The following is a 24960-nucleotide window of genomic DNA, read 5'->3' as shown; positions in this document are numbered from 1 at the left end:
CTTATCGCCGCAAAACAGCCCGAATCCTCCGATTTTGCAGCCAAAATTCTGAAGCCAGGAAACAAAAATCTGAGACCAGGAAACAAAATTCTGAGGTCAGGAAACAAAAATCTGCAGGGCCGGGGCTAGGTAGACAGGAAAGCAGCAAGGGGCCTCGCGTGGCGAGACCCCTGCTGGCGAAACCGGATGCGGTTAGAGCACCTTTGAGAGGAAGTCTTGGGTGCGCTCCTCTCGCGGCGAGTCGAAGATAACGTCGGGCGCATCCGTTTCAACGACGACGCCATCGGCCATAAACACGACCCGGTCGGCGACCTCGCGGGCAAAGCCCATCTCGTGTGTCACGAGCACCATGGTCATCCCCGAGTCGGCGAGGTCACGGATCACCTGCAGCACCTCACCCACCATTTCGGGGTCGAGGGCGCTGGTGGCCTCGTCGAAGAGCATGATGTCGGGCGCCATCGCCAGGGCACGCGCGATCGCCACGCGCTGTTTTTGGCCACCTGAAAGCTGTGCCGGGCGCGCATCCGCCTTATCGGCCAGCCCCACGCGGTCGAGCAGTCGCTTGGCGCGATCAACCGCTTCGGAGCGCGACATCTTTTTCAGTTCGCTCGGCGCCATGGCGACGTTTTCGAGCACGGTCATGTTCGGGAACAGGTTAAAGTGCTGGAACACCATGCCAACCTGCTGGCGAATTTTGTCGAGGTCTTTGCCCTTGGCTGCGGCAATGTTGTTGCCTTCGATGAGCACTTCGCCGCTGGTGACGTCCTCGAGCCGGTTCAGGCAGCGCAGCAGCGTCGATTTGCCCGATCCCGAGGGGCCGATGATGGCCACCACTTCGCCGTCGGCGACCTCCATGTTGATGCCCTTGAGCACCTCATTGCGACCGAAGCTTTTGTGCAGGTCGCGCACCACGATCGGCGGGGTGCCTTCGGGCACGGTGCGGACGGGGCGGGTGTAGAGCGCGTGTTTGGCTTCTGCGCTGCGCTCACTATTGGTGTCGTTGTGCGTGGTCATGTGTGCGCTCCTACTTGTTGAACTTCCGGTCGAACCAGTTCGACAGCATGGTCAGCAGCCAGATGACGATGAAGTACATCAGGCCAACGAGCAACCAGATCTCAAGCGATCGGAAGGTGCTCGCGATGACGATGCGGCCCTGGTAGGTGAGCTCGGCGAATCCGAGCACCGACAGCAGCGAGGTGTCTTTCAGGGTGATGATGAGCTGGTTGATGAGGTTGGGCGTCATAATCTTCAGCGCCTGCGGCATCACGACCTTCTGCATCGATTTGCCCCAGCCCAGGCCCAGCGAGCGTGCCGCCTCCATCTGCCCGGGATCGACCGATTGCACGGCACCGCGCACGATTTCGGTGATGTAGGCACCGGCGTTGAGCGCCAGGGTGATCACACCCGCGGTGAGCACGTCGATGTTGGTGCCGAGCGCGGTTGGCACACCGAAGTAGAAGAAGAATGCCTGCACGATCACCGGGGTGCCGCGGAAGATGTTCACGTATGCCGATGACAGCCCGCGCAGGAAAATATTCGACGAGAGCTTCAGCACACCGAAGATCGTTCCGACGATCAGTGCGAAAAAGATCGACAGCGCGGTGGCCAGCAGTGTGTAACCAAGACCCTTCATCAGGCCCGGCATTGCGCTTTGCAGCAGCCCGAGAAGGCCGCCGTCATCGGCGCCTTCGGCCTTGAGGTAGCGGTCGAGGATGAGCTGGTAGACGCCGGTGTCTTTGGCGTTCTGCAGCCCCTCGTTGAACATTTCGATCAGTTCTTGGTTTTTACCTTTGAGCACGGCGAAGCCATAGTCGCTGCCGGGTTCGGGGTCGTTGGCGATTTCGAGCGGCACGTTACCGCTGGCGATGCCGTACTGCAGCACCGGCGAGTCTTCGAAAGTGGCTGCCGAGTTGCCGGTGGCGACATCGTTGTACATGTCGGCCGAGTCTTGGAAGGCGTTGACCTTGAAGTTGTGTTTTTTCGACAGCTCGGTGGCGAATTCGTAACCGGTGGTGCCGGTTTTTACGGCCACCGATTTACCTTCGAGGTCTTCATAGGATTTGATGTCGCTGTCTTTGGCGACACCCATTTGGATGCCCGACTCGTAGTAGGGGTCGGAGTAGTCGAAGGTTTTTTGACGTTCTTCGGTGATACCCATCCCGGCCATCACCGCGTCTGCTTGCCCTGATTGCACGGCGCTGAGCGCACCGTCGAACCCGAGCTGACGGATTTCGACCTCAAAGCCTTGGTTGGCCGCGATGGCGCGCAGCAGGTCCATGTCAATACCGACAAGTTCGCCGTTTTCTACGAATTCAAACGGGGCGAAAGTGGTGTCGGTGGCGACCACGAACTTGCCGTTGGTTTTCGGTGTGTCGATGGCGAAATTGGGATGCTCGGGCAGGGTTCCGGGACCGTTGTCGACGATCTGCTGGTTACCGAGCGTGGTGGCACCGCCAGCGAGCTTGGTGGCATCGGGCGCGTTATCGCCGAGATATTCTTCGAGAATGGCCTGGTATTCACCCGATTCGGTGACATTTTTGAGGCCGAGGTTAAATGCCGCGATGAGCTCGGGATTCTGCCCCTTGAGCACTGCGAAACCGTAGTGGTCACCCGATTCGGGTTCGCTGGCAATTTTCAGCGGCACATTGCCCGATTCGATACCAAATTGCAGCACCGGCGAGTCTTCGAATGCCGCTGCCGAGTTGCCGGCGGCGACATCGTTATACATGTCGGCCGAGTCTTGGAACGAGTTGAGTTTGAAGTTGTATTTTTCGCTCAGTTTTTCGGCGAAGGCGTATCCGGTGGTGCCGGTTTTCACGGCTACCGATTTGCCTTCGAGGTCTTCATACGAGCTGATATCGCTGTTGGTTGCGACAGCCATTTGGATGCCCGACTCGTAGTAGGCATTTGAGAAGTCGAAGGTTTTTTGGCGTTCATCGGTGATGCCCATGCCGGCCATCACGGCATCGGCCTGGCCCGACTGCACGGCTTGCAGGGCACCGTCGAAGCCGAGCTGCTGAATTTCAACTTCAAAGCCCTGGTCTTCGGCGATTGCGCGCAGCAGGTCCATGTCGATACCGACAAACTTGCCGTCCTTCTGGAATTCGAAGGGCGCGAAAGTGGTGTCGGTGGCAACGGTGAAGGTTTTACCTTCGGCCGGTCGGTCACCAAAGTCCTGTTGCTGAGATTGGTGACCGGTGGCTGCTTGCGCGAGGCTTGCCGCACCTCCTACTGTGAGTAACAATACGAGTGCGACCGCAATATACGACAGCAGCGTGTTGCGATGCTGCCGCAGATTTTGCAACCGAGAGATAAAGGACGACATACGGGGCGTTCCTCTCCGGATCGGTGGCGCCGGAGCCTACTTTGGCTCCAGCCGAACATGCACACCGTAGCGAACATTGGTGCACACCGCTATTTATCTGGATGCATCCTAAGTATTTTGTGATTTAACTTGCGGTTGGCAAGATCAGCCGACATAATTCGCGCGCGCGTGGATTATCCGGTATCGATATTGTGTGCGGTCGCGATATTGCTCTGCAATAAAACCGCTCCGTGTGCATCCGATCAATTTGGATGCACCGGAGCGGTACCAGAATTCAATGCCAGCGGGCTGCCGGCTGGTTATTTTTCAATCGGCAGGTCGGCGGCAACCCAGGCGTTGTAGCTGCCGTCGACCTGCGCGACGTCGTAGCCGCGGGATCGCAGCGCGTTTGCGGCGACCGTGGCGCGCATCCCCGACTGGCAGTACAGCAGCACTTTGCCGTTTTGCGGCAGCTGGTTTTGGTTCCACAGCAGTCGGCCGGCGTGAAGCTGCACGGCCCCGGGCAGGTGCCCGGCGGCATATTCACTCTTGGCGCGCACGTCGAGCAGTTCGGCGCGTTCGAAGCCGTCGACTTTGGCCACGGGCACGATTTCTGGGGTGAAGGTGTCGAGGCCGTCGATCGAGCTGAGATAGCCGCGCACATCGTCGATGCCGACGCGCACGAGGTGATCGGCAATTAGCTGTGCAGCGTCGGAGTCAGCGGCGTACACCACGAGGCCGCGTTTGTCGGTTTCGGGGTCGAATGCCCATCCGCCCCAGGTGGCGATTTTGCCGGGGTTTGGTACGGCGACCGAGCCGCGCACGGTGCACGCGTTGACTTGGTCGGCGGCGCGGGTGTCAAAAAAGACGAGTTCGCCGGCGTCGATGCCCTGCTGCACCACGGTGGGGTCGAGTTCGGTGAGCGCGGGGCGCTGCCCCATTACCGCGGGGCCCTGGCGGTTTTGACGTTTCATGCGGCCGAAGTAGGCGGGCGCGTCGGGCTGGCCGGCGAGCAATTCGTCGACGAAGCCCTGTTCGTCGTTGGCGTCGAGGTATTTTGCCCACCAGGCGAAGCGGCGTTCGTAACCGACAGTGGTTGAGGGCAGCGCACCGAGTGCCTTGCCGCAGGCCGAGCCGGCACCGTGCCCCGGGTAGACCATGACATGGTCGGGCAGGGTGAGGAACTTTTCTTTGAGGCTTTGGAACTGCTGCTTGGCGCCCACGAATCGAGTGTCGACGCCGCCGGCTGCCTCATCGAGCAGGTCGGGACGGCCGAGGTCACCCGAGAAGACGAAGTCACCAGTGAGGAAGTATCCGGGCTCATCGGCGAAGGCGCCATCGGTGACGAGATATGAGAGGTGCTCGGGGGTGTGACCTGGAGTGTGGACGGCCTCGATGGTGATGTTGCCGATTTTGATGGTGTCGCCGTCGTGGAGACGTTCGGCGTCGAAGTCGTACTGCCAGTCGGTGCCACCCTCACCCGAGACATATGCGGTGGCGCCGGTGGCGGCGGCGATTTCGCGGGTGCCCGAGAGATAGTCGGCGTGGATGTGGGTTTCGGCGGCGGCGACCACCTTCATACCGTGGGATGCGGCGAGGTCGAGCAGTGGCGCGAGGTCGCGGCGACCGTCGATGATGATCGCCTCACCGGTTGTCTGACAGCCGATGAGGTAGGCGGCCTGGGCCAGGTCTTCGTCGTAGATCCGCTCGATCAGCATGACTGTCTCCGTTCGTTCTGCCGTGAACTGTTAGGGGCATTGTGGCCGGCCCCGTTAAACAAAATCTCAATATACCCTAGGGGGTATCAGGTGGGCAATGGCACTCACGCATCCGGCATTCGCCGATCCCCCGCGGCAGCAGCGCGGACCGGCGGGCGCCCCGAGCCCGCCAATCCGCTACTGCGCCAGCTCGGGCCGGCGGGCACCCCCAAGCTCCACCGATCCCCTACCGCGCCGGCTCAGGCCGGCGAATTTGCTGGATACTTGCCGCGGTATTACTCCCCGAGGTATTTGACGAGCACCTGACACGGGTTCCATTCATCCCACAGCGTGGGGAACACTTCTAGTTCCTTATAGCCCACTGATTTATAGAACTTGTTCGTGATGTCGTACTCTTCGTAGTGCCCCGACTGCACGGTCTTGACTTGCGAATATGAGTAGCCGAGACTTTTCGCCAGCTTTTCGTACTCTGTGTTCAGCTGCGTCGCCGCGCCTTTGCGGTGGAACTTCTTTTTTACACCCATGACAAATATGTCGGCACAGTCTGGGCTGGTTTCGTTGAGCACGATGAACCCGACCACTTCATCCTGATGGAAGCACGCCAGGAAGGGCTTGTCTTGCGAGTCGGTTATATATTCTGCGGTGCTATCAGGCAAACCGAACCACTCCGGCAGATCGTTCAGCACCTCACTAGAGATGCGTTCTTTTTCTGTTTTATCGTTTATTTCTTTTATGACAAAGTTCATGTTGTGCTCCTGCTATCAGGGTTTGTTTTCTAAGTCCGAAAGGAAGCGGGCGCCGTCACACCGCTTGTCACTGTCGCAACGCTTGCCGCTGTCACGTGCACGGCAGGCGGGGGCCGCAAACACGCTTTCCGTGAGCGACAGGGTCGCGTGCTGCGAGAACGAAGCGGAATGAGCATCCGCCCGCCATTTTTGCGCGCTGTTCAGAGATGCAGGCGAGCCGGGCTATCTACGGCGATAGTGACTGTTTGAAAGCGAGCTCCCGCACAGTGACAGCTCTGGCTGGCGTGCGCAAGTGGCTAGAGATTTTGCATACGTTCACCCTACCAGCAGTGTTCGACCCAGCGCTCGACCCAGCGCCCGGCCGGGAGCTCGGCCGAAGCCTCGGCAAATGACCCTGTAAGTGTCAAATGGCCCTCCTATAACAGGGTCATTTGACACTTACAGGGTCACTTGTGCGCGGAGTCGCGCCCGGAGGTGCATCTAGGCCCGGATTCAGGGGCATCTGTGCCCGGGGTCAGGGAGCCGCTAGGCGTACTCCTCGTCGCCGCGATGCACGCCACTCGAAACAGTTCGGACAGCAAGATGAAAAACATTTTCATCTACTGTGTTTTCGCGGATCGTTTTTGCCAGCTCATCTGACAGGCCTGCGCAGGAGAAGTTTGCGTCTTCGCCGTGCTCAATTAGTCAGCGAGTGACTCGAGGATGAACTGGTAGAACAGCATCCCTCAACCGTCGACTTTGACCTGCCGCCCGTCGACAGAAACGAGCAGATCGTTTGCCACTTTCCAGATCGCCTGATGCAGATTTGCACCACGCGAAGTTTATTCCCGTGATCCCTCAGCTACGACCTCGGCATGCAAAAAGGGCGCACTGTGGTGCGCACCTAAGCCGGTAGCTACAATTTGAGTATCCGTATCAAATCGCCGGCTGCCTTTTTTCTCCGGGCGCCTGCGTACCCTGAGAAAAAAAGAAAAGTGGCAAGCAAAATGCGTTCCAGATTTTTCTCGACCATGCTGGCAGCGTGTCTGTCCACGCTGCTGGTAGCAGCGGGAGGGATTGGCCTTCCTTCTGTTGCTCAGGCCGAACCGCAACCACCCGACCGGCAAGTTCTGAAGTGCTACGAAGAAGGACGCATCCTCTTCTGCGAACAGGATCATCTGCAGGATCTCATCAACCAAGCGGGCACAACACCCACGCGGATCGAGATCGGCAACGACCTTGAAACGCTCGTGACAAAGACTCTGGTTATTCCAGCAGGAGCCGACATCGAGCTGGTGGATACGGAAGTCTCCCCCTGGGGTTCCACCACCAACATCATTCGCGATGATGGCAACTTCACCGGAAGCCTCCTCCACGTTAAAAAGGGTGGCAAGCTCACCCTTTCTGACGGAACTGGTAAAGGTGAGGGTCTGATCATTGACTCGCGTGCCCAATACGACAATGTGGTGAAGGGAAGCTCGTTCGCTCCGACCATCACCGTGGAAGGCGAACTCGTCATGAATGCCGGCACCATCACAGGTGCCAGAAAGATGAGTGCCGGTGGCGAAGGTGCAGTCACCGTCAAGGGTAAGGACGCGAAGTTCACCCTCAACGACGGCAAAATCACCGACAACCAGCGCAAGGGCGGTCAGTTCGGTGCCGCGAACGTTGCATTGACCGACGGCGCGACCATGGTGATGAACGGCGGCGAAATCTCCAAGGGTATGTCCGACAACAGCCCTTACGCCTACGGCGAAGCAGGCGGCATCGGCGTTTTCAGCGGTGCGCACCTGACAGTCAACGGCGGCAAAATCACCGAAAACACGGGCTGGGCCGGAAATATCAACGTCAGCCACTGGCTGAACGAAAGCAATGTGAAGCCCGGCGACGACACCTCGGATACGCGTTCAACGCTCGTCTTCAATGATGGTGAAATCACGAAGGGTAGTGCAGCCTTCGCTGGCGGCGGTATCAACATCTTCGGCAACGCAGACGTCACCATGAACGGCGGGCTCCTTGACAGCAACCGTGCGCCTAACGGCGGCGGCGTGAACGCCATGGATATGTATATCAATGGCGATCCCCGCACGTACCGGGAAATCGATTCCGACGGCTCTCGCTGGACCAAGCAGCACTTCGGTGAGGGGAAGCCTGAGGAGTGGACCAAGATCTCCCCAGCCGGATTCACCATGAACGGCGGCAGCATCACTCGCAACAGCGCCACCCGCACCGGCGGTGGTGTCAATGTGATCTCCAACGCCGTGAAATTCAACGCTGGGCTGATCGAATCAAACAGCGCCGATGATCAGGGTGGCGGTATCTACGTTGCAACGAAGTCGTACACGGCGAACTTCATGGACACGCTCATCGCTGACAACAACGCGATCCGCGGCGACTATGTTGCCTACGGCGGCGGCATTTGGCTGTGCCCCACAGGCAGCATGATCACGCACGTCACGAACGGTGTGGCAGTGTTCGACAACTACAGCCCCAACAGTTCGTGGCGCTCGCACTGGGGCGACGACATCGCACACGACAACTACGGCTCTGTCAGCGAAGCGGGGCTCGTGATCGATTCGCGAATGCTCGGCGGCGGTGAACCGAGCTACTACAAGGACGGCTCGAAGTCCTCGAACGGTTCCCGTTTCAATCCAGAGAATCCTGGCAAAAAGCAGATCTTCGACGGTGAGGCACGGGAATCGGATGACGAGGCCGACTATCGCTCCGCAATTCAGGATGAGGGTCTGAAGACCATCGTCGATCCTGAAGCGAAAGAAACCGCGAAGTCGTGGGCAAAGCTGAAGATCCAGAAAAACACGGCGCCGCGTGGTGCCGGCATCGGTTCAAACGGTGGGCTCACTTTCGGAACCGAAGGGACCACCGAGGTGAAAGTCACCAAGGCGTGGAAGGACGCCGATGGTAACGACCTTGATGCTGACGCCACTGTTCCGGTCAAGGTTCAACTGGTTGGAAAAGCTGGCGACGACACGTCGTACATCGGTCAGCCGGTAGAGCTCAATGCAGACAACGATTGGACGCACACCTTCGAAAATCTTCCGAAGACAAGGACCGTCGACGGCAAGCAGGTCGAGGTCAAGTACACGGTTGAAGAACAGGGTGTTGAAGGTACCAAGGCCGTCAAGATGGAAGGCAACGCGAAAGAAGGCCTGACACTCAGCGCTCCAACGGCGACATCGCCCGTGACCGTGCAGCTGCTGGAATCGGCTGAAGGGCTCAAGAAGTCGCCCGTCGGTGAACCTGTTGTTCTGAACGCCGAGAACGACTGGACACACACCTTCGAGGGTCTCCCAGAGACGAAGGACGTTTACGGCAACGGCTACATGGCTCCGCTCATCTACTCCTTTAAGGAACTGGGTGTAGCTGGATTCAAAATCACCGTTGAGGGTGACACGAAGGATGGCATCACCGTTACGAACACGGAGCAGCCGGTCACTACTGAAGTTCCTGTTGAGAAGGTATGGAAGGACGCTGACGGTTCTGCACTTGATCCGACAGAGGCCACACCTGTAAAGGTGCAGCTGATCCGAACCATTGGTGAAGAACCCTCCAAGGTTGGCGATCCTGTTGAGCTGAACGCCGAGAACGAGTGGAAGCACACGTTCAAGGATCTTCCGCAGTACAACGTCAGTGACGGTAAGCGCACAAAGATCGAGTACTCGGTTGAAGAGCTGAGTGTTGACGGCTTCACCAGCAAGGTGACCGGTGACGCCGAAAAGGGCTTCACCATCACCAACACGGAAAACCCGCCGGCGACCACTGAAATACCCGTTGAAAAAGTCTGGAAGGACGCGGACGGTTCTGCATTGGATGCGTCTGAAACCCAGCCGGTGAAGGTGCAACTCACAAAGACAGTCGGCGGAACAACCACCAAGGTCGGCGACCCTGTCGAACTGAACACCGACAACAACTGGAAACACACCTTCACCAACCTGCCCGTCACCGAAACAGTCGACGGCACGAAGGTAGACATCCAGTACTCCGTCGAAGAGCTGAATGTTGACGGCTTCACCAGCGAAGTCACCGGTGACGCCGAAAAGGGCTTCACCATCACCAACACGGAAAACCCACCGGCCACGACCGAGGTTGACGTGACCAAGGTCTGGAAGAACGCCGACGGCGAACAGCTGGATGCTGCATCGACCACACCCGTGAAGGTGCAGCTCGTGAAGACGGTTGGTGACACAACCACCAAGGTCGGAGACCCAGTCGAATTGAACACCGACAACGGCTGGAAGCACACGTTCACGAACCTGCCAGTCACGGAAAAGATCGACGGCAAGAACGTTGACATCCAGTACTCGGTCGAAGAAATCGCAGTCACCGGATTCAAATCCGAACTGACCGGCGACCCTGGAAACGGTTTCGTGCTCACGAACACCCAGATTCCACCGGTTTCTGAAGTGCCCGTTGAAAAGGTCTGGAAGGCTGCCGACGGCACCGACCTGGATGCGTCAGAAACCCAGCCGGTGTATGTGCAGCTCGTGAAGACTGTCGGCGAGACAACCACCAAGGTCGGCGACCCAGTCGAACTGAACGCCAACAACGGTTGGCAGCACACCTTCACAAACCTGCCGGTCACCGAAACAGTCGACGGCACGAAGCTTGAGATTCAGTACTCGGTTGAAGAGCTGAGTGTTGAGGGCTTCAACTCGACGTTGGCGGGCAATGCGAAGGATGGATTCACCATCACGAACATGCAGGTCCCACCACCAACGCCGGAACCCACACCCACTCCGGAGCCCACGCCAACTCCGGAGCCCACGCCGGAACCGACGCCGACACCGGAACCGACTCCGGAACCGACCCCGGAGCCGACCCCAACACCCGGTGACGAACCAACTCCGGCGCCCACGCCGAAGCAACCGGAATCGCAGGGTCCTGGTTTGGTTCGAACCGGTGCTGAGGTTGCAGGGTTGCTCGCGATTGCTGCCGCTGTGCTGGCAGCCGGTTTGCTGCTCATCAGGCGGCCACGCAAACAGTAAGTCGCTGCGCTGACGCCGGGTAAATCCCCTGCGGCTAGCAACACGAAGGGGGGCTGGGTCTGGACCGTGAAATCGTCCAGACCCAGCCCCCCTTCGGTATAGACACAGACGCACCAGGCATTTCACACCAGTGACCCGCGTCGGCGGTGACAAGCAGGACCGGCAGATCAAGATTTACCCCACTGCGGCCGCGCACATCAGCGAGTGCATCGGATGCATGATTCAGTGTTCTACGGCCGATTCAAAGGACATCGACCGCATCGAAACTCTCGTCGCTGTCTGTGGCACCGCAGCAGCTCCTTGCAGCAACAACGAACCCGATCAGCACACTTAGTCACGCATCTGGCGCCGCGTCTCGAAAAGCTGCTCGCAAGCTTCGTCATGGCCGTAGCGCCGGCGCAGCTCCATAAGACATGCATCAAAGCTGAGTACAGGGCGCCGATACCTGGCAAGCATTCTCTCGATTGCTTGGACTGCTATTTCCGGGCCGAAGTCTACGGTGTCGGCAAAGAAGTCGATTGGATGCTTCACTTCAATATCAAGAGGCATTAGGGAAGCCGGAAAGTCCCGAAGGTTGTTCGTAACAATGACGCCGGCTCCACCAGACTCAGCTGCCGCCACTACGTGTTCGTCGTTAGGATCTGGCAATCCATAGACGTTCGAAACGTCACTATCCGCTGAGACGAGTGCATCGCTGAACATCTCGCGCATGGCGAGCACGAGCCGCGAAGTGCGTGCTCGAGCTTCGGCACTAGGCACACCTCGATCTTGCAGTTTAAGTTGCTCGCCGAAGCGCAGCTCTTCGAGAATCTGCTCGCTCCACAGCGGTCGATAGAGCCGAGCCACGGCAAAAGATAACAAAACGTCGCGTTGCAGACTCGGCCACAACACACACGTATCGAGCACTGCCCGAAACACTATGCCCCGTTTGCCCGTTCGGCTGCGACTTCGGCACGCACGCTCTTGAAAAACTCTGCAGGGGGAATTTCAGCGTCAAGGTCGCTCGTGGCTGCGATCGCATCGAATTGCCGAGTTTCGTGGCGCTTTTGATACTCGAGCACGTCGACCAGCAGGATTCGGCGATGTCTCCCGATCTTTGTGGCGGGCAGTTCACCGTTCTCGACCAGTCTGACAACGGTTGGCCGCGAGACTCCCAGTAGGTCGGCAGCCTGCTGCGTCGTTACTCGTTCGTGGTTGGGGCGAATGGTTACCGCCATACCCTGCTGCATCGCATCAACGACTGCGACAAGCAGCTCGTAGACGTCTTTCGGCAGCACCACCTGCTGGCCTGGCTCCGGCCCTGAAAGAAAGCATTCTGCTTCGGGAACCTGACCACGCTTTGTCTGAAGTGCCTCGTTAAAATCATGCAGCTTCGCATACTTCTCGAGGTTTTCAGAGGACGGTACGTACGTCTTAGATTCATGCAGCGCAGACACCGACACACCCACTTTCGTTTTGTTCGTTTAGCTCATTGTATGTGGGCCACCGACATTGTCGAGCACTTCGAAAGTGGGCAGTTCGCTGACGAGCCGCTGCGTTTCGAGCGAGAGCGTCACGAGTGAGCCCATGAGATCGGCAACGTAGCGCGGGTTGTGCTGTTCGCGCAGCCAGTCGTTGGGGTCGTTGACGATGCCCGAGGCTTTGTCGGTTTTGATGTAGTAGCGATCGATGATCCATTCGAGCGGGCTACGGCCACCGATTTGGTAATCGTTGGCTTCGGCGGGGATGCCGCTGATGGTGAGGTATTCGTTGTATTTCAGCGCGGTTTTCGCGGTGCGCTTGGTCCACGACATTTTTTTGTTGCCGATGCGGTAGCGCTCGTAGGCGTCATCGGGAGCGTCGGCGGTGAAGTCGTATTGCAGCGCCTCGTGCGCGGGCAGGTTTTCGTAGTGGATGTGCAGGTCGGCAAGCGCCCGCCCGATACGCGCGTAGTCAGCAAAACCGGCGCAGTGCGGGATGCGCGGCAGCATCTTTTTGAGGTCGGCCGCGTAGCACTCGCGATATTCGGGGTGGTGGAGCAGGGCGTAGACGTAGTAGAAAATGTCGTCTTTGCTGATGCTGTCGTCGACGTAGACGCGACGATAGCCGGCGAGGGTTTCGTCGGTGATGTTGTCGAGACGGCGGTAGCCATCGACGATTACATCGTTCTCGAATGCGGCGAGCGCGTCAAGATTAAACGCGCCGTCGGCCGATTCCAGCGGCTCCCATGTGTAGCGGGGGAACCACTGTGCCTTGGACACCGATTCGAGATCGGGCGGGAGCGTTGTTATGAAGACGCTGTAGTCGCGCCGGGTTTCTCGCTGAGAGCCGATCGCCAAGTTATCGTGCGAAGCCGTCGGCCACAGCTTTGGCAGCTGATACGTACAGTTATTCAATCGCTGCGACGGGTCGAAGTAAACCGACTGTTTCAGGAACGGGCGGTAGATGCCCAAACGAAAACCCTCTTGATACAGCTCGGTCGGGCGGTTTCGTTTCACGTCACTGATATTGATTCGGTCCCACGAAACACGCGTGCTATCGCGGCGAATAAGTTGTTCAGCAGACTTATCTGCACCGTTACTTATCGCGCGGTACACGCGTTCACGCTCAGCGTTGAGGTAGTCAACGTGGGCATGAATATTACGTCGAAGCTCGTCCTCGTCGAAGTTGTAGCACCAGGCATCGCGGTTGGTTTTCAATCCGTTCGAGCTGAGCCCGAACACTGCCTGCTCATGGGGGTCTTTACTCGCAATAGCTTGATAGGTGCCGAAGCGCTGATCACGCTGATTGATCCAGTCGCCCGCCTCGTTCGGCGTGATCTCGGTGAACTCAGTACCGGCAACACTCACATCGCGCTCAAGAATCTCGAATTTTTCTTCCCGAGTGAGATAGTCACCAATATCGCAATAGTGGATCTTCGCCGGCCCGTCACCTCCCTCGCCCGTTTTGACAAGGAATGTGATCGCGACACCGGTCATGATGTCGAATACGTTTTGCCCCTCTTTTTTCGCAGCGTCGCCCTGCTTACCACGAATCGCCCCACGGAGATCAAATACGAAGATCTCATCAAATTCATCCTGCCAGGTGAGCCGCACTCCGTCGGCGGTGTTCCCGTCAATGAAGGCGCTGTTCGAAATAAATCCGATAACACCGCGCTCACCAATGCGATCAGTCGCCCAGCGCAGTGCTCGATAGTACGAGTCGTAGAGACCGTTCTTAAGCGTGGCGGTAGAGCGCTTTGCATAAGTGTCAGCAATGCGCCCATCCACCAGCGGGTATTTCGCATTCTGGTTATTGTCGTTCGCGCTTTTCTGCCCCACCGAATACGGCGGGTTCATCAAAATCACGCTGATCGCCGCGGTTCGCTGCTGCTCAACGCGCGCCGTGTTTTCGGCAAACACGCCACCGCCAAGGTGGTTCTGGCGCTCATCCATCGCGAAAGTATCGGTGAGCGAGATCCCCGGAAAACCGGTGTCGCCCGCATCCAGCCCCGCCTCTTCGCAGAGCTCGCGGTACATTGCCTCGATATTCACCGCCGCAATGTAGTAGCTCAGCAGCACAATCTCGTTTGCGAAAATCTCGCGGTGGAACTTGCGCGACAGATCCTCGGGCTTGATGACCCCCGAGTGCAGCAGCCTCGTAATGAACGTTCCGGTACCCGCAAACGGGTCGCACAACTGGTCACGTTGGATACAAGACCCCAGTGCGGAGCAGGCCATCGAACAGCTTCGATACCGGCTATGAACTGGGATTTCCGGCTGCCGCGGACGTTTGGAGATTAGCCTGCTGAACCGCTGAGTATCTGGCACGTCGCTACCCGGCTGGCGTCCGGAGAGAGGTGAACCAGTCGGGATTTCGCGCGCAAGAATAGACGCGGGGTCTTGACAAATGATGTGGGTAGCACCTCTACCTGTAGGCGATACCGCTTGCTATTCGTTCTTGCAGGTGGTCCGACGACCATCTGCACTCCTAGTCAACTACAAAGCTTTTAGCTAGTTGGGGCCCTTGAGCTAGACGTTGTGCCTACGCAGAGACGCAGCTCGAGGAGTTTCTCGCGTTTTGAAAGGACGCAAAGTGACCGCTGAGGGTCGTCGGGCAGATCTGATCCGGGCTTCCGAGTCACCGCAGCACCCGAGGGTGTAAAAAATATCGGTAGGGCGTCATGCGATGCCCAAATGTACACCTTGATCAAAGCTGACTGTATCGCACGAATAATCATGCGATATGGTATTCTGGTCTCATGGTTGACACATCGAACGCGCCTCGCGAGGACTATAGAAACCTCTGGAAGTTGCTTATCGACAGAGGAATTCGGAAGGGCGAGCTTAGAGACCTTGCCGGTCTGAGCTCATCAACCATCACGAAGCTGGGTCGAAATCAGACGGTTACCACCGCGACACTTGGGCGGATTTGTAAAGCGTTGGATTGTTCACCCAACGACATTCTGGCTTTTGAAGACTGTTATGAGGAAGGAACCGGCGACGGGCGTAATGAGTGAGATGAAGCAGGCATATACCATCAAGCCTCAAACGGCGGTCGCCTCCCCCGACAGCAGTACTACCGACTTAGTGTTCCCCATTGAGCTTGTTGCCCCCGTTGTGGGCATGACTCACAGCTTCATTAGGCGTGCCCTTGGCAGGAAGTCAATCTTGTCCGAGGCCGACGTTCGGCAACTTCTAGATCAAGATGCATTCTCCGAGACGTTCGTTCCTCGCAGCAAAGTTCTTGAATATCTCCGTCGAGCCGTCACCGGAGCCGTGCTCGTTGCCGAGAGTCAAGAGGTCATTCAAAAGGACTCCTTCGTTGTCGGAGACGCTCTCCAGCTGATTGGAAGACTGAAAGATGGTTCGGTGAATACTGTTGTCACCTCAACGCCGTACTGGGCTATGCGGGTCTATGACGAGCCTGGTGAGCGCCTTTGGGCGGATGGCGAGAACTGCTCGTTTGGTCTCGAGCAGACACCTGAAGGGTTTATTCGCCATTCGGTCGAGGTCTTGCATGCATTGCTTCCGAAAATTGCTGCAGATGGCTCCGTGTGGTGGAACATCATGGATTCGTACAACACTCGCACTCAAATCCGTGGTAGTGCAGTTGAGACACTGCATGCGATGCAAGGCAAGGATGGTCGATCGTGGAAAGATCACGAGTACTTGCGGTATTCCGCCGGACACTCGTATCTGAAAGATGGTGAGCAGTGTTTGATCCCGCAACGGATTGCTCAGCGTGCTGCCCAAATCGGCTACTACGTAAAGAGCACGATCTCGTGGTGCAAGCAGGCCACAACTCCTGAACCCCAGCAGTCGCGAGTCAGCAGAAATGTTGAGTACATTCTGCATCTCACTCGGGAACGAACCCCCAAGTTCAACAAGGCCGCATACTTGGAGCTACCTTCAGACCTTGGTGGGCGACAGCTGCTTGAGTCGGACAAGCTTAGTGACTTCTGGTACTTGCCAACCTCTTCTGGCCGAGATGGGCATGGGGCTCAGTTCCCGGTTCAGCGTCCTGGGCGCTGCATCGCGATCTCAACGGACCCTGGTGATGTGGTTCTTGATCCATTCATGGGTGCTGGAACTACCGCCGTTGCAGCGAAGAAGCTCGAGAGGAGCTATATCGGTTTTGATGTAAGCGCAGAATACCTCGCCACTGCTGAGCGAGTGTTGGCTTCAACCACCGTGCAGCAACCCCTCTTTACCGCAGAGCTTCGATAACCCTCGAAGCAAGTGCGTCGACGTCTATCGCATAACTGCTATCCAAACCAAGACATTTGATTCGGTGACCGTCGAACGTCTCGACCACGTCTCCAGTTCGAACGGAAGGTGAGATGATATAAGCCTCGTTGAGACGCGCAAACTGCATGTATGTATAGATCTGATACAGATCCTTCGCATCGGGTACCTTATACTTTACGTCGAGGACAGCTTCTATAGATCCGCCGCGATAGATAGTCAGGTCTGGAATTAGCTCGATTTCGCCATTCGTAAGCAGAAAGCTACTGGAGGCAAAACCCTTTTGAACGCTTAGAGCAGTGGGCTCTGCAGCTCTCATAAGACTTGTTCGCACAAAGTCTTCGTAAAGTCCAGGCATATTGAACAAGTATCCGTCAGACTCCCAGCTTTCACCGTGGTCAATTCCGGATGCTTGGAGGATGACGAGGCTGAGACCGAGCGCATTGCTGTAGTAGGAATGCGAACCGCCAACATTCTTCGTTCGCATCATCTGGCTGACCTTGCGGATATCGTCATAACCAGCAAAGGTAGATGCCTGCCAGTTTGCCCAATCGTGAGTTACACGCGCCCCAGGAGCGTCACTAGACAAGAGTCCCAATACTCGTTTGGCAGCCGACTTGATAATTCTGTTCTCGGGGATATCAAATGTCGGCCTGTGTCGTCTCGTTACGATTGGAGCGGCATCTCCTCGCCGCGCTCGGAGGTTTGTCACAGGCCAGTTTATCTGTCCAACGGCAGATGACGTGGCCTCAAGCGTAGGCTTGCGGCGAAATAACTTTGGTTTTGCTGCAAAGGATAAGAGCTCCCGGGACAACATCTCTGCCAACGAACTCAAGCCGAAATCGTGCGACCCGCTTGAGTATCCGAACGGAGCATCGTTCACCAGTCGAGCCGACTGAGAATCGTGAAGATACAGCAGCATCGAAACTGGATTGAGCGATGCATGCTTCGGAGAAATGACAAGCTTATTTCCATTAAGAAGCGGGATATTCCCGGCAACATTTGACGCCAGAATCTGCAGAACTCCACCTTGAAGGAGAACGCGAATGTTGTCTGGCAAGCCAGTGGGGACATCAGCTGGGGTTAGGCCGGGTAACGCCGAAATCTCGTTCTCGACGGCATGCCAAGTCTGCATCACGCTGTTCCTGTGAAGAGTTCATCTACGCGGTTGTCGATTTGCGCTACCACTTCAGGCTCATAGGCAGAGAAATGATTCATCAAGACCGGTCGGATTCTCCACATGTAGTACATCCGGAAGTCATCACTCGGCTGAAGCCCGGCGAAGTAGCCATGACCCAGCGGATACTTGTCTTGAATAGCAGTGAAGACAGTCTTAATGGCTGCGGCTGTATCTGAAGGAATAGCTCTGTGCCTAAGTATCGCGTCAAGGTCTTCAACGCGTGGACCAAAGTAGACACTTGCCATACGTCCCATGAGTGCGTCGTCAATATCCTCCGTGTTCGTGTCGACGTTATTCATAGTGAAGTAGAAAACCACTTCTGGATCGATAAAGATCTGCGCACCATTCGGAAGCGTGATGCCGTTGGTCTCGCCCCGGTACGCTGGCTCGATAAGAGAGAATAACTCGCCCAAGGCCTGGCTAATTCGAGTGCGGTTGATCTCTTCTAGAACGATATGCCTCTTGCCGTTTCGAAGCGCGCGAAGGAGTGGACCTTCAGTCCATTCGAATTCTCCCGGTTTCTCACCGGGCGCGAGTCCTAGGATCAGGTTCTCATAACCCCACCCCTCATGGAGCTGAATAGTCTCACGATCCTCAGAATTACGCGGAATAAGTTTATCGATGGCACGGGTTTTCCCGGTTCGGGGCGGTCCAAACAGAAGAATTGCGCGCTCTCCCGCTTTGACTAGCGAGGCTAGCTGTTCACTTGGGGAAATCCTGGTCCATGCTGGTGCTGAATCGATTGTTGTCACTGACTGAATCCTATTTGTGTACTCAAGCCGATCTTCTTTGCGGATTTCGACTTCCAACTTGGCCTCAAATGCCGAATTGCAGATTGCCAACAACTCCGCATCGCTAAGCGGAGCGTCGCTGGTCTCGATATCGATTGGCTTGTTTACAAAAACTGCCTCGATCTCGCCGGGCTCAAGGTTCAGCTCGCGTATGAGGGCTTCGACGAGTTGCTGCGAGAGCTTGTTAGGGTCACTATCGCCAAAATACTGGTCCAACTCATCTTGACGGAAGAGCCAAACCGCCATTGCTTCAATAGGGATAGCGACTCGTGCGTCCTCTTCTAGGGCGAACCCGTCTCCACCGTGTCCCAGACCTTGGGGGTAGATCCTTCCGAGGGATACTCGAATCTTGTTTCCCTCATCGGAGAAATCAAGGTATGCAGTGGGAGATCCAGAAACTACTGAATCCGATGTTTTCCATCGCTGAATAGTGGTTTGAATAATTGAACGCGAAGCGTCGCCTTTCATGAAGGCGTAACGGACGGTGTACCCAAATGAGCGCCACGCTCGTAGTCACTGGCCTTAGGCGCCGTGAACAGGGAGTGACGCGGATCTCTCTCGCAGTAGACATAACTACACCATCCATCCGGTACACTTACGTTGTTCACAATTTAAGGAGACGCGCATGTCCACGATGACGAAACGGCGACGCTGGTCGCTGCTGGTGACTGTCGGAGCGGGGCTCCTACTGATCACCCTCGACAACTCGATCCTGTACACGGCATTGCCGACACTGACCGAGGACCTTGAGGCATCAAGCACCCAGAGCCTGTGGATCATCAACGCCTATCCCCTGGTGATGGCGGGCCTGCTGCTCGGTAGCGGGACCCTCGGTGATCGCATCGGCCACACGCGGATGTTCGTCGTCGGCCTGGTGATCTTCGGGTTGGCGTCCCTGCTCGCAGCGTTGGCGCCGTCGCCCGAGGTGCTGATCGGTGCACGCGCTGTGCTCGCTGTCGGTGCGGCAGCGATGATGCCGGCAACCCTGGCACTGATCCGCACGTACTTCACGGTCGAGCGCGAGCGGAATTTTGCGATCGCGATCTGGGGCAGCCTCTCGGTCGTCGGGTTCGCTCTCGGTCCGATTCTCGGCGGCACGCTGCTCGAGAACTTCTGGTGGGGCTCGGTGTTCCTGGTGAACGTGCCCGTAGTGGCGCTGGTGCTGGTTGCTACCTGGTTGATCCGCCCGGCCAATGACCCGGATCCTTCGAAGCGCTGGGATGCCGTGTCTTCGATACTGGTGATGATCGGGCTCGTCGGAACGGTGGTGGCCATCAAGGAGATCGGCCACGCGCCCCCGTCTGTCGCGACCATTGTTGTTGCGCTGCTCGTTGCTGCCATCGGGTTCTGGCTCTTCGTGCGCCGTCAGCGGCGCCTGGAGAATCCGCTGCTGGAGTTCTCCATCTTCCTCAACCCGGCGTTCAGTGCTGGCGTGCTCGCCGCGGCGTTCGCGATGTTCGCCATCGGTGGCATCGAGCTTGTCACCACGCAACGGTTCCAGCAGGTCGTCGGCTTCAGTCCGCTGGAGGCTGGGCTTTTGGTTGCCGTGATTGCCGTGGGCTCGTTGCCGACAGCGCTCCTGGGTGGTGCCTTCTTGCACCGTGTCGGGCTGCTCGCGCTGATCACCGGTGGTCTCGCCGTCGCCACCGGCGGCGTCGTGGTGACGGTAGTCGGGTTCCAATCATCCTTCGGCGTGCTGGTTCTCGGCCTTCTGGTGACGGGTGCCGGTCTCGGAGCTGCCTTGTCGGTCGCCTCCACCGCCATCATCGGGAACGTGCCGGTGCGCCGTGCAGGCATGGCCGCTTCCCTCGAAGAGGTCTCCTACGAGTTCGGCAGCCTCATCGCCGTGTCCGTGCTCGGAAGCCTGCTCACGGCCATCTATACCGCCAGTGTTGTCCTCCCCAACGGCGCACCGGCGGCGGCTGGTGACGGTATCGCTGAGGCACTGGAGGCGGCGCAGGGAGACGCCGCCATCATTCAGGCGGCCTCCACGGCCTTCGACTCCGCGTACCTCGTCGTGATGCTAGTCGTTGCCGGCGTCCTGGCAGCGGCCACTGTCATCACGGGAGTGCTGCTGCGTCGGTACCTGCCTGGCACGCAGTCGCAGCTGCACTCCGAGCACTGACCACGAAAGGACCGCTCATGCGGACCAGCAAACGAGACTCCATCCTCCAAGCCGCCCTCCACGTTGTCGAAACCGACGGCGTCACGGCCGTCACGTACGAATCGGTGGCCGCCGCCTCCGGACTCACCAAAGGTGGGCTGCTCTACCACTTCCCCTCGAAGGACGCCCTGGTGCTCGCGCTGCACGAGCATCTTGCCGAGCGCTGGGACCACGAGATGATCAACGTCCTGGGCAAGGACCCAGACGAGGCAACACAGGACGAGCGCGTCGCCGCCTACGCCCGCGTGAGCGCTCGCAGCGCCACTGGCCCCGAGCTGCTGTTCATGCTCGAGGCGAGCACCGACAGCGAGCTCAACAAGCCGTGGAGAAGGGTCATCTCCCGATGGATACCCGACCCTGCCGAGATTGACCCGACTGACCCTCGGGCGCTGCAGAAGATGGTCGCGTACCTTGCCGCCGACGGACTCTGGCTTAGCGAATCCGTCGGAGCCGCCCCCCTTCCGCCCGAACTGCGCGCCGCGCTGGCAGAGCACCTCGCCCACTCCGTTGCGGACGCAGCCGGAACCTCGAGCAACGCGGCGAACCGATGAGCGCATCCATCTCGCAGATCTGAACCGATCCAGGTTCGCTGCCGCTGCCTTTCGCCTTCTCAAGAGGCTGCTCGTTCGCGGCCTCGTCGAGTCAGTGCCATACAGGGGCACCCCAGCGGGACAGTTACGGCGCAGTAGTTTGCTGTTGCCAATAGGCTCGGTCTCGCCATTTTTGCGACACATCTGTCGCACTGGGTGTGCGCAAAGGGAACAAAAAGTTTTCCCTCAGGACTGCCGCAGGAGAACAGCCTCTGCAGGGTGGGAGTTGAATTCTGCGTATCGATCAATATGGACGTGTCTCGGCTCAAACCCATGTGCTTTAATACAAGCCAGATTTTGAGCAGGTGGGAAGCTGTCCCTTGGAGCTGATCGAGTGCCGCGCTGATCGTCTTAGCGGAAAGATACATCTTGCCTCCTTGCACGCGGACTTGCGGTTAGACTCGGGAGCAGTATTCGGAGACCGATCATTTCCATCAAGCCCTTACGTCGAAGCGTGGTCCAACTGGTCCTAGTTTCTGGCAGCATTGGCATCATCTCTCTGAGTCAGTTTGGGTCTCGAAAAGGTCTTCAACTCTGCAGTCGAGGGCGGTCGCTATCTTCATGAGGACGTCCATGTGTACTGGTTCGTTCTTGCCGAGTTTGGCTAGTGAGTTGCTGCTGATGCGCGCCTTGTCTCGGAGCTGGACTTTGTTCATGTTCTTGTCGATGAGGAGTTTCCAGAGCTTGTTGTATTGGATCTTCATGGACGTTCCTTCCGGCTCCACTTCTCTCCAAAGAGCGCCTTCTCGTTGTTGTCCAGTTTCAGGACGGTGGTTTCTTGCAGGATGGATTGGGCTTCGGGGGTGCATTCGCTGGTCTTGTCCACAGCGATGAAGATTTGCTTCTCCACTTGATCGGCGTAGACGCGGATCAGGTTGCTGAGGTCTGGGCGGGGCATGGAGTCGAACACGATCGAGTCGTGTGCCAGTGCTGGGAGCACAGTGTTCTGCAGCACGGCGAGGTCGTAGATGATCATGCTGCGATGGTTTGTGCCTGTGCCTTTGTCCTTCGGCGTTTCGAAGTCGTAGGAGTTGAAGGCCTTGATCGTCAGTCGGGGCGCGTTGTACTCCCCGCCGGTGACCTCGTCGTTGATGGCGTCCATCTGCGTGTTTATGGCGATTTCGATTTGTGCCAGCACGCTTTCGAGTTGGTTTTGGTAGCGCGTGTTGGCTTCTCGTTTCGCGGTCTGGAGCTTGTGGTTTTGGTCGAACGCTTCGTTCTGCTCTTTAAGCTTGGTGATCCGCCGATCCAAGGTCGTGTAGGCGTCGAGGAATTCTGGCGTGAACGCTTTGGATGTGGGGATCGCATCCATCTGGGAAAGGATGCGGTCGTGGTGTTCTTGAAGCTCGGTTACCTCGCGTTGGACGCGCTCGCGGGCTTGGGTGAGTTCTTCCGCGAGGATCGTCTGGATCTTGGTGTGGAACTTCTCGACCTCGACAAGCTTGGCCAGATTCGCTTCGGGGAAGAATTCTTGCAGGCTCTTGAGGTCGGCCTCGGTGGGGTACGCGCCGTGGCGTAGGTTCAAATCGAGCAGGTGTAGCTCGTCGTGCCTTTCTTTGATGAGGCGTCGAACGTCGCCGAGTTGGCGGTTGAGTTCGTTGCGTGCGTTAGCGTGTTCGACCTCGCTCGGATCGACTGTCGCTTCATCTGATTCGGCCAGTTGCGCACGTTCCTGCTCCAGGTAGGCGATCTCGACGACATTCTGCTTGTACTTAGTCAACCCGTCAACTGCCGATGGGATGAACTCGTAGCGTCTGGCAGCTTTGAACGCTGCAATCATGTCCTCAGCGCTCTGCAGTTGCTGTTTGAAGTCCTCGATCGAGCTGTAGTACTGGAACAAGGAGATCAGGATCGCGATGGCATCCTTCTGGGATTCCTCACCACCACGGGTCTGGAGTGGTTTGAGTTCGTTGTGGTTGTTTTTGCCGTAGATCCGGAAGAACCTGCTGAGCATCTGTCGGAACGACGCGCCCGGCAACTGCATGCCGTACTGGACGGCCAACCAGTCTGTGAACTCCTTGAGCTCAAGGGTTTTCAGCACGCTGCCGTCGGCATCGATGTTGACCACAACTTTGGGTTCATGGGGGCGTCGCACGAAGTTGTAAGAGGCACCGTCAAATTCGAAGGTGAAGCTGATGGCGTGCTCAGGCAGTTCCCGGACGGCATCGCTGTCGACGTAGGTGTTGCCACCAAAGACGAAGTCGATGATGAGCATCATCGTGGACTTGCCGATTGACCCGGCCTCTCCTCGGACTGCGCCGAGGATCGTGTTCAGTCCTTGATGGAACTGGATCGGCGGGCGTGGTGTGTCGCCTTCTTTGAACAAGGCACAACTGATCTGCTTCAGCATCGCTCCAGTGCTCCTTCCTCACTGAGCGTGACCTTGCCGAGGGCGTAGAGACAGTCGAGCGCATCAATCAGCCGGATTGGATCCGTCGTGACGGGGGCAAGGGTGACGGCAAGCTCATTCGGGGTCTTCGGGGTGTCCAGGAGCCTTAGGATCGTCGGAAGCAGCGGCAGCACCGTGTCCTGGTAGGCAAACAACTTGTTAGGAAGCAGCATCGAACACCTCACAGGACTGGACGAAGTAGGAGGTCACGTAAGCGCAGTAGCGGGCATCCTGTTTTGTGATCTGACTGAGCCGAATGGTCAGGGCTTCATGGATCCGCTGTTTCGCGTACCCCTTGTCAGCGAGCTTCGTGTACGAGGCTCTGATCTCGGCTCGCAACAACCCATCATCAAACGTCTTGAGCCGAGCCTGGTCCTGCAGCTCTTTCTCGATAAACCTGAAGTATCGCGTGACGTGCATGAATACTTCGTCGAACACGAACACGTCGACTGACTGGTCAATCTTGTCCTTGACTGCGACTGGGTCGAAGTTCAGCGGCTCGAATTCTTTGGGGTTGGCGTTGCCGAGCTTCTCGACGACCTTGCTGATGCCACGTTCAATATCGACCGTGGTCAGTGTCTTGCGTGCCTGGGCTGCGTCGACTTGTGCCTTCTTATTACGCCCCAGGTCTTTTGCGTCGGATTTCTTGTGGTTGAGCGTGTAGGCGTGGAAGCAGTCCGGACACAGCGCGACCAGATTCTCGTAAGTACGACCTTCGCCTTCAATTCGTCCAATCGCATAGAGCGGAGCTGTCGCGCCGTCGTCGGTGACGGGCTGGAGGTGCTTGCCGCAGCCAGTGCGCGAGCAGGTGTACTTGCACTCCTCCAACAGGCGAGAACCGAGCTTGCCCTTGACGGCATCCGACACCGCCGTAGCTCGCTGGAGCTTACGGTCATTCTCCAATTCCGGATTAACAACGAACTCCAACGCTTGCTGGATTAAGTCGAACAACACGTCGCCAACATTGAACTCGTCGACATCTTCGCCGGTAAACGGCTGGATACTGCGAGCCAGCGCCGCCTTGACCTCCTCGACTGACTGCGTTTCGATGTCATCGACGTAGTTGAGGGAATCGACGAAGTTGTCGCGGGTGGGATTAGCGAGCATGGCGCGCGCCAGCTTTTTCGTGATCCCGCGACTATAGAACTTCCGCAGGGATTCATCCTTGTAGTCCTGATCCGGTGTCCTACCTCGGGGCGTGAACCAGTGTTCCTCAGGGACGGCGCATAGCCGTTCGATCATGTTGCGCATGAAGTCTGCTGTGTTCCGGGTGCCGCGCAGGTGCGGGTAGACGGCCTTCATCACATCGTTGAAGAGCAACTTCGCCATCACCTCCACCGGAGTTTGTCCCAACTGTCCCAGGCTGTCCCAAAGCGTCTAAATGGCCGAGG

Annotated in this window: 18 protein-coding genes; 5 read left to right on the top strand and 13 right to left on the bottom strand. The window is 57.6% G+C overall.

The features are described from left to right. Positions 1 to 192: 192 nt before the first annotated feature. From JMV54_RS05815 to JMV54_RS05800, 4 genes are all read right to left on the bottom strand, one after another. Positions 193 to 1014 carry an amino acid ABC transporter ATP-binding protein gene (locus tag JMV54_RS05815; RefSeq protein ID WP_201517981.1) on the bottom strand — a complete coding sequence of 274 codons (822 nt, stop codon included), beginning with the start codon at positions 1012 to 1014 and terminating at the stop codon, positions 193 to 195. A 10-nt stretch (positions 1015 to 1024) separates the two neighbouring features. Next, entirely contained in the window at positions 1025 to 3325 is a 2301-nt protein-coding gene (locus JMV54_RS05810; RefSeq protein ID WP_201517980.1) for an ABC transporter permease subunit, read from the bottom strand. A gap of 299 nt (positions 3326 to 3624) precedes the next feature. Then, positions 3625 to 5022 (bottom strand): MBL fold metallo-hydrolase, encoded by a 1398-nt coding sequence (locus JMV54_RS05805; protein WP_201517979.1) that lies wholly within the window; start codon positions 5020 to 5022, stop codon positions 3625 to 3627. Positions 5023 to 5297: 275 nt separating this feature from the next. Further along, the gene (locus JMV54_RS05800; protein ID WP_201517978.1) at positions 5298 to 5768 is read right to left on the bottom strand and encodes a GNAT family N-acetyltransferase; all 471 of its coding nucleotides are present in this window, start codon (positions 5766 to 5768) and stop codon (positions 5298 to 5300) included. Between the two features lie 986 nt (positions 5769 to 6754). Between JMV54_RS05800 and JMV54_RS05795 the strand changes: the two genes are divergently transcribed. Next, positions 6755 to 10750, top strand: coding sequence for a Cna B-type domain-containing protein (locus JMV54_RS05795; protein ID WP_201517977.1), 3996 nt, complete (start codon positions 6755 to 6757; stop codon positions 10748 to 10750). A gap of 330 nt (positions 10751 to 11080) precedes the next feature. Here JMV54_RS05795 and JMV54_RS05790 read toward each other — a convergent pair whose 3' ends face one another. The 3 genes from JMV54_RS05790 to JMV54_RS05780 are packed head-to-tail and all read right to left on the bottom strand — an operon-like array spanning position 11081 to position 14406. Further along, complete coding sequence (locus tag JMV54_RS05790) at positions 11081 to 11656, bottom strand: PIN domain-containing protein (RefSeq protein WP_201517976.1); 576 nt, start codon at positions 11654 to 11656, stop codon at positions 11081 to 11083. A gap of 11 nt (positions 11657 to 11667) precedes the next feature. Next, positions 11668 to 12186, bottom strand: a complete 519-nt coding sequence (locus tag JMV54_RS05785; RefSeq protein ID WP_201517975.1) for a helix-turn-helix domain-containing protein — start codon at positions 12184 to 12186, stop codon at positions 11668 to 11670. A 27-nt stretch (positions 12187 to 12213) separates the two neighbouring features. Beyond that, a complete protein-coding gene (locus JMV54_RS05780; RefSeq protein WP_201517974.1) occupies positions 12214 to 14406 on the bottom strand; it encodes a DEAD/DEAH box helicase in 2193 nt (730 codons plus the stop codon). Between the two features lie 563 nt (positions 14407 to 14969). On the opposite strand from JMV54_RS05780, the gene JMV54_RS05775 reads away from it, so the two are divergent. Next, positions 14970 to 15227, top strand: coding sequence for a helix-turn-helix domain-containing protein (locus tag JMV54_RS05775; RefSeq protein WP_041630930.1), 258 nt, complete (start codon positions 14970 to 14972; stop codon positions 15225 to 15227). A gap of 1 nt (position 15228) precedes the next feature. Next, complete coding sequence (locus JMV54_RS05770) at positions 15229 to 16437, top strand: DNA-methyltransferase (protein ID WP_230972834.1); 1209 nt, start codon at positions 15229 to 15231, stop codon at positions 16435 to 16437. On the opposite strand, the gene JMV54_RS05765 is transcribed toward JMV54_RS05770, so the two are convergent. Together JMV54_RS05765 and JMV54_RS05760 are read right to left on the bottom strand one after the other, a co-directional pair. Then, on the bottom strand, positions 16418 to 17590 hold the full coding sequence (locus JMV54_RS05765) for an McrC family protein (protein ID WP_230972836.1): 1173 nt from the start codon (positions 17588 to 17590) through the stop codon (positions 16418 to 16420). The genes JMV54_RS05770 and JMV54_RS05765 overlap by 20 nt on opposite strands. Next, positions 17590 to 18894, bottom strand: a complete 1305-nt coding sequence (locus JMV54_RS05760) for an AAA family ATPase (RefSeq protein ID WP_201517971.1) — start codon at positions 18892 to 18894, stop codon at positions 17590 to 17592. The genes JMV54_RS05765 and JMV54_RS05760 overlap by 1 nt, the downstream gene beginning before the upstream one ends. A gap of 157 nt (positions 18895 to 19051) precedes the next feature. Here JMV54_RS05760 and JMV54_RS05755 point away from each other — a divergent pair, with 157 nt between their 5' ends. Together JMV54_RS05755 and JMV54_RS05750 are read left to right on the top strand one after the other, a co-directional pair. Further along, complete coding sequence (locus JMV54_RS05755) at positions 19052 to 20551, top strand: MFS transporter (protein ID WP_201517970.1); 1500 nt, start codon at positions 19052 to 19054, stop codon at positions 20549 to 20551. Between the two features lie 17 nt (positions 20552 to 20568). Beyond that, positions 20569 to 21141, top strand: a complete 573-nt coding sequence (locus JMV54_RS05750) for a TetR/AcrR family transcriptional regulator (RefSeq protein ID WP_021353195.1) — start codon at positions 20569 to 20571, stop codon at positions 21139 to 21141. A 530-nt stretch (positions 21142 to 21671) separates the two neighbouring features. Here JMV54_RS05750 and JMV54_RS05745 read toward each other — a convergent pair. Genes JMV54_RS05745 through JMV54_RS05730 form a run of 4 tightly spaced genes read right to left on the bottom strand, consistent with a single transcriptional unit; the run spans position 21672 to position 24922 of the window. Next, positions 21672 to 21884, bottom strand: a complete 213-nt coding sequence (locus JMV54_RS05745) for a helix-turn-helix domain-containing protein (protein ID WP_014320331.1) — start codon at positions 21882 to 21884, stop codon at positions 21672 to 21674. Next, entirely contained in the window at positions 21881 to 23530 is a 1650-nt protein-coding gene (locus JMV54_RS05740; protein WP_201517969.1) for a DUF2326 domain-containing protein, read from the bottom strand. The genes JMV54_RS05745 and JMV54_RS05740 overlap by 4 nt, the downstream gene beginning before the upstream one ends. Continuing rightward, on the bottom strand, positions 23524 to 23742 hold the full coding sequence (locus tag JMV54_RS05735; protein ID WP_070454662.1) for an ABC-three component system middle component 7: 219 nt from the start codon (positions 23740 to 23742) through the stop codon (positions 23524 to 23526). Before JMV54_RS05735 ends, JMV54_RS05740 begins: the two co-directional genes overlap by 7 nt. Then, on the bottom strand, positions 23729 to 24922 hold the full coding sequence (locus JMV54_RS05730; RefSeq protein WP_201517968.1) for an ABC-three component system protein: 1194 nt from the start codon (positions 24920 to 24922) through the stop codon (positions 23729 to 23731). The genes JMV54_RS05735 and JMV54_RS05730 overlap by 14 nt, the downstream gene beginning before the upstream one ends. Positions 24923 to 24960 lie beyond the last annotated feature (38 nt).

Source organism: Gulosibacter hominis, from assembly GCF_904842695.1.
Lineage (GTDB): Bacteria > Actinomycetota > Actinomycetes > Actinomycetales > Microbacteriaceae > Gulosibacter > Gulosibacter hominis.
This window is presented reverse-complemented; position numbering and strand designations above follow the sequence as displayed.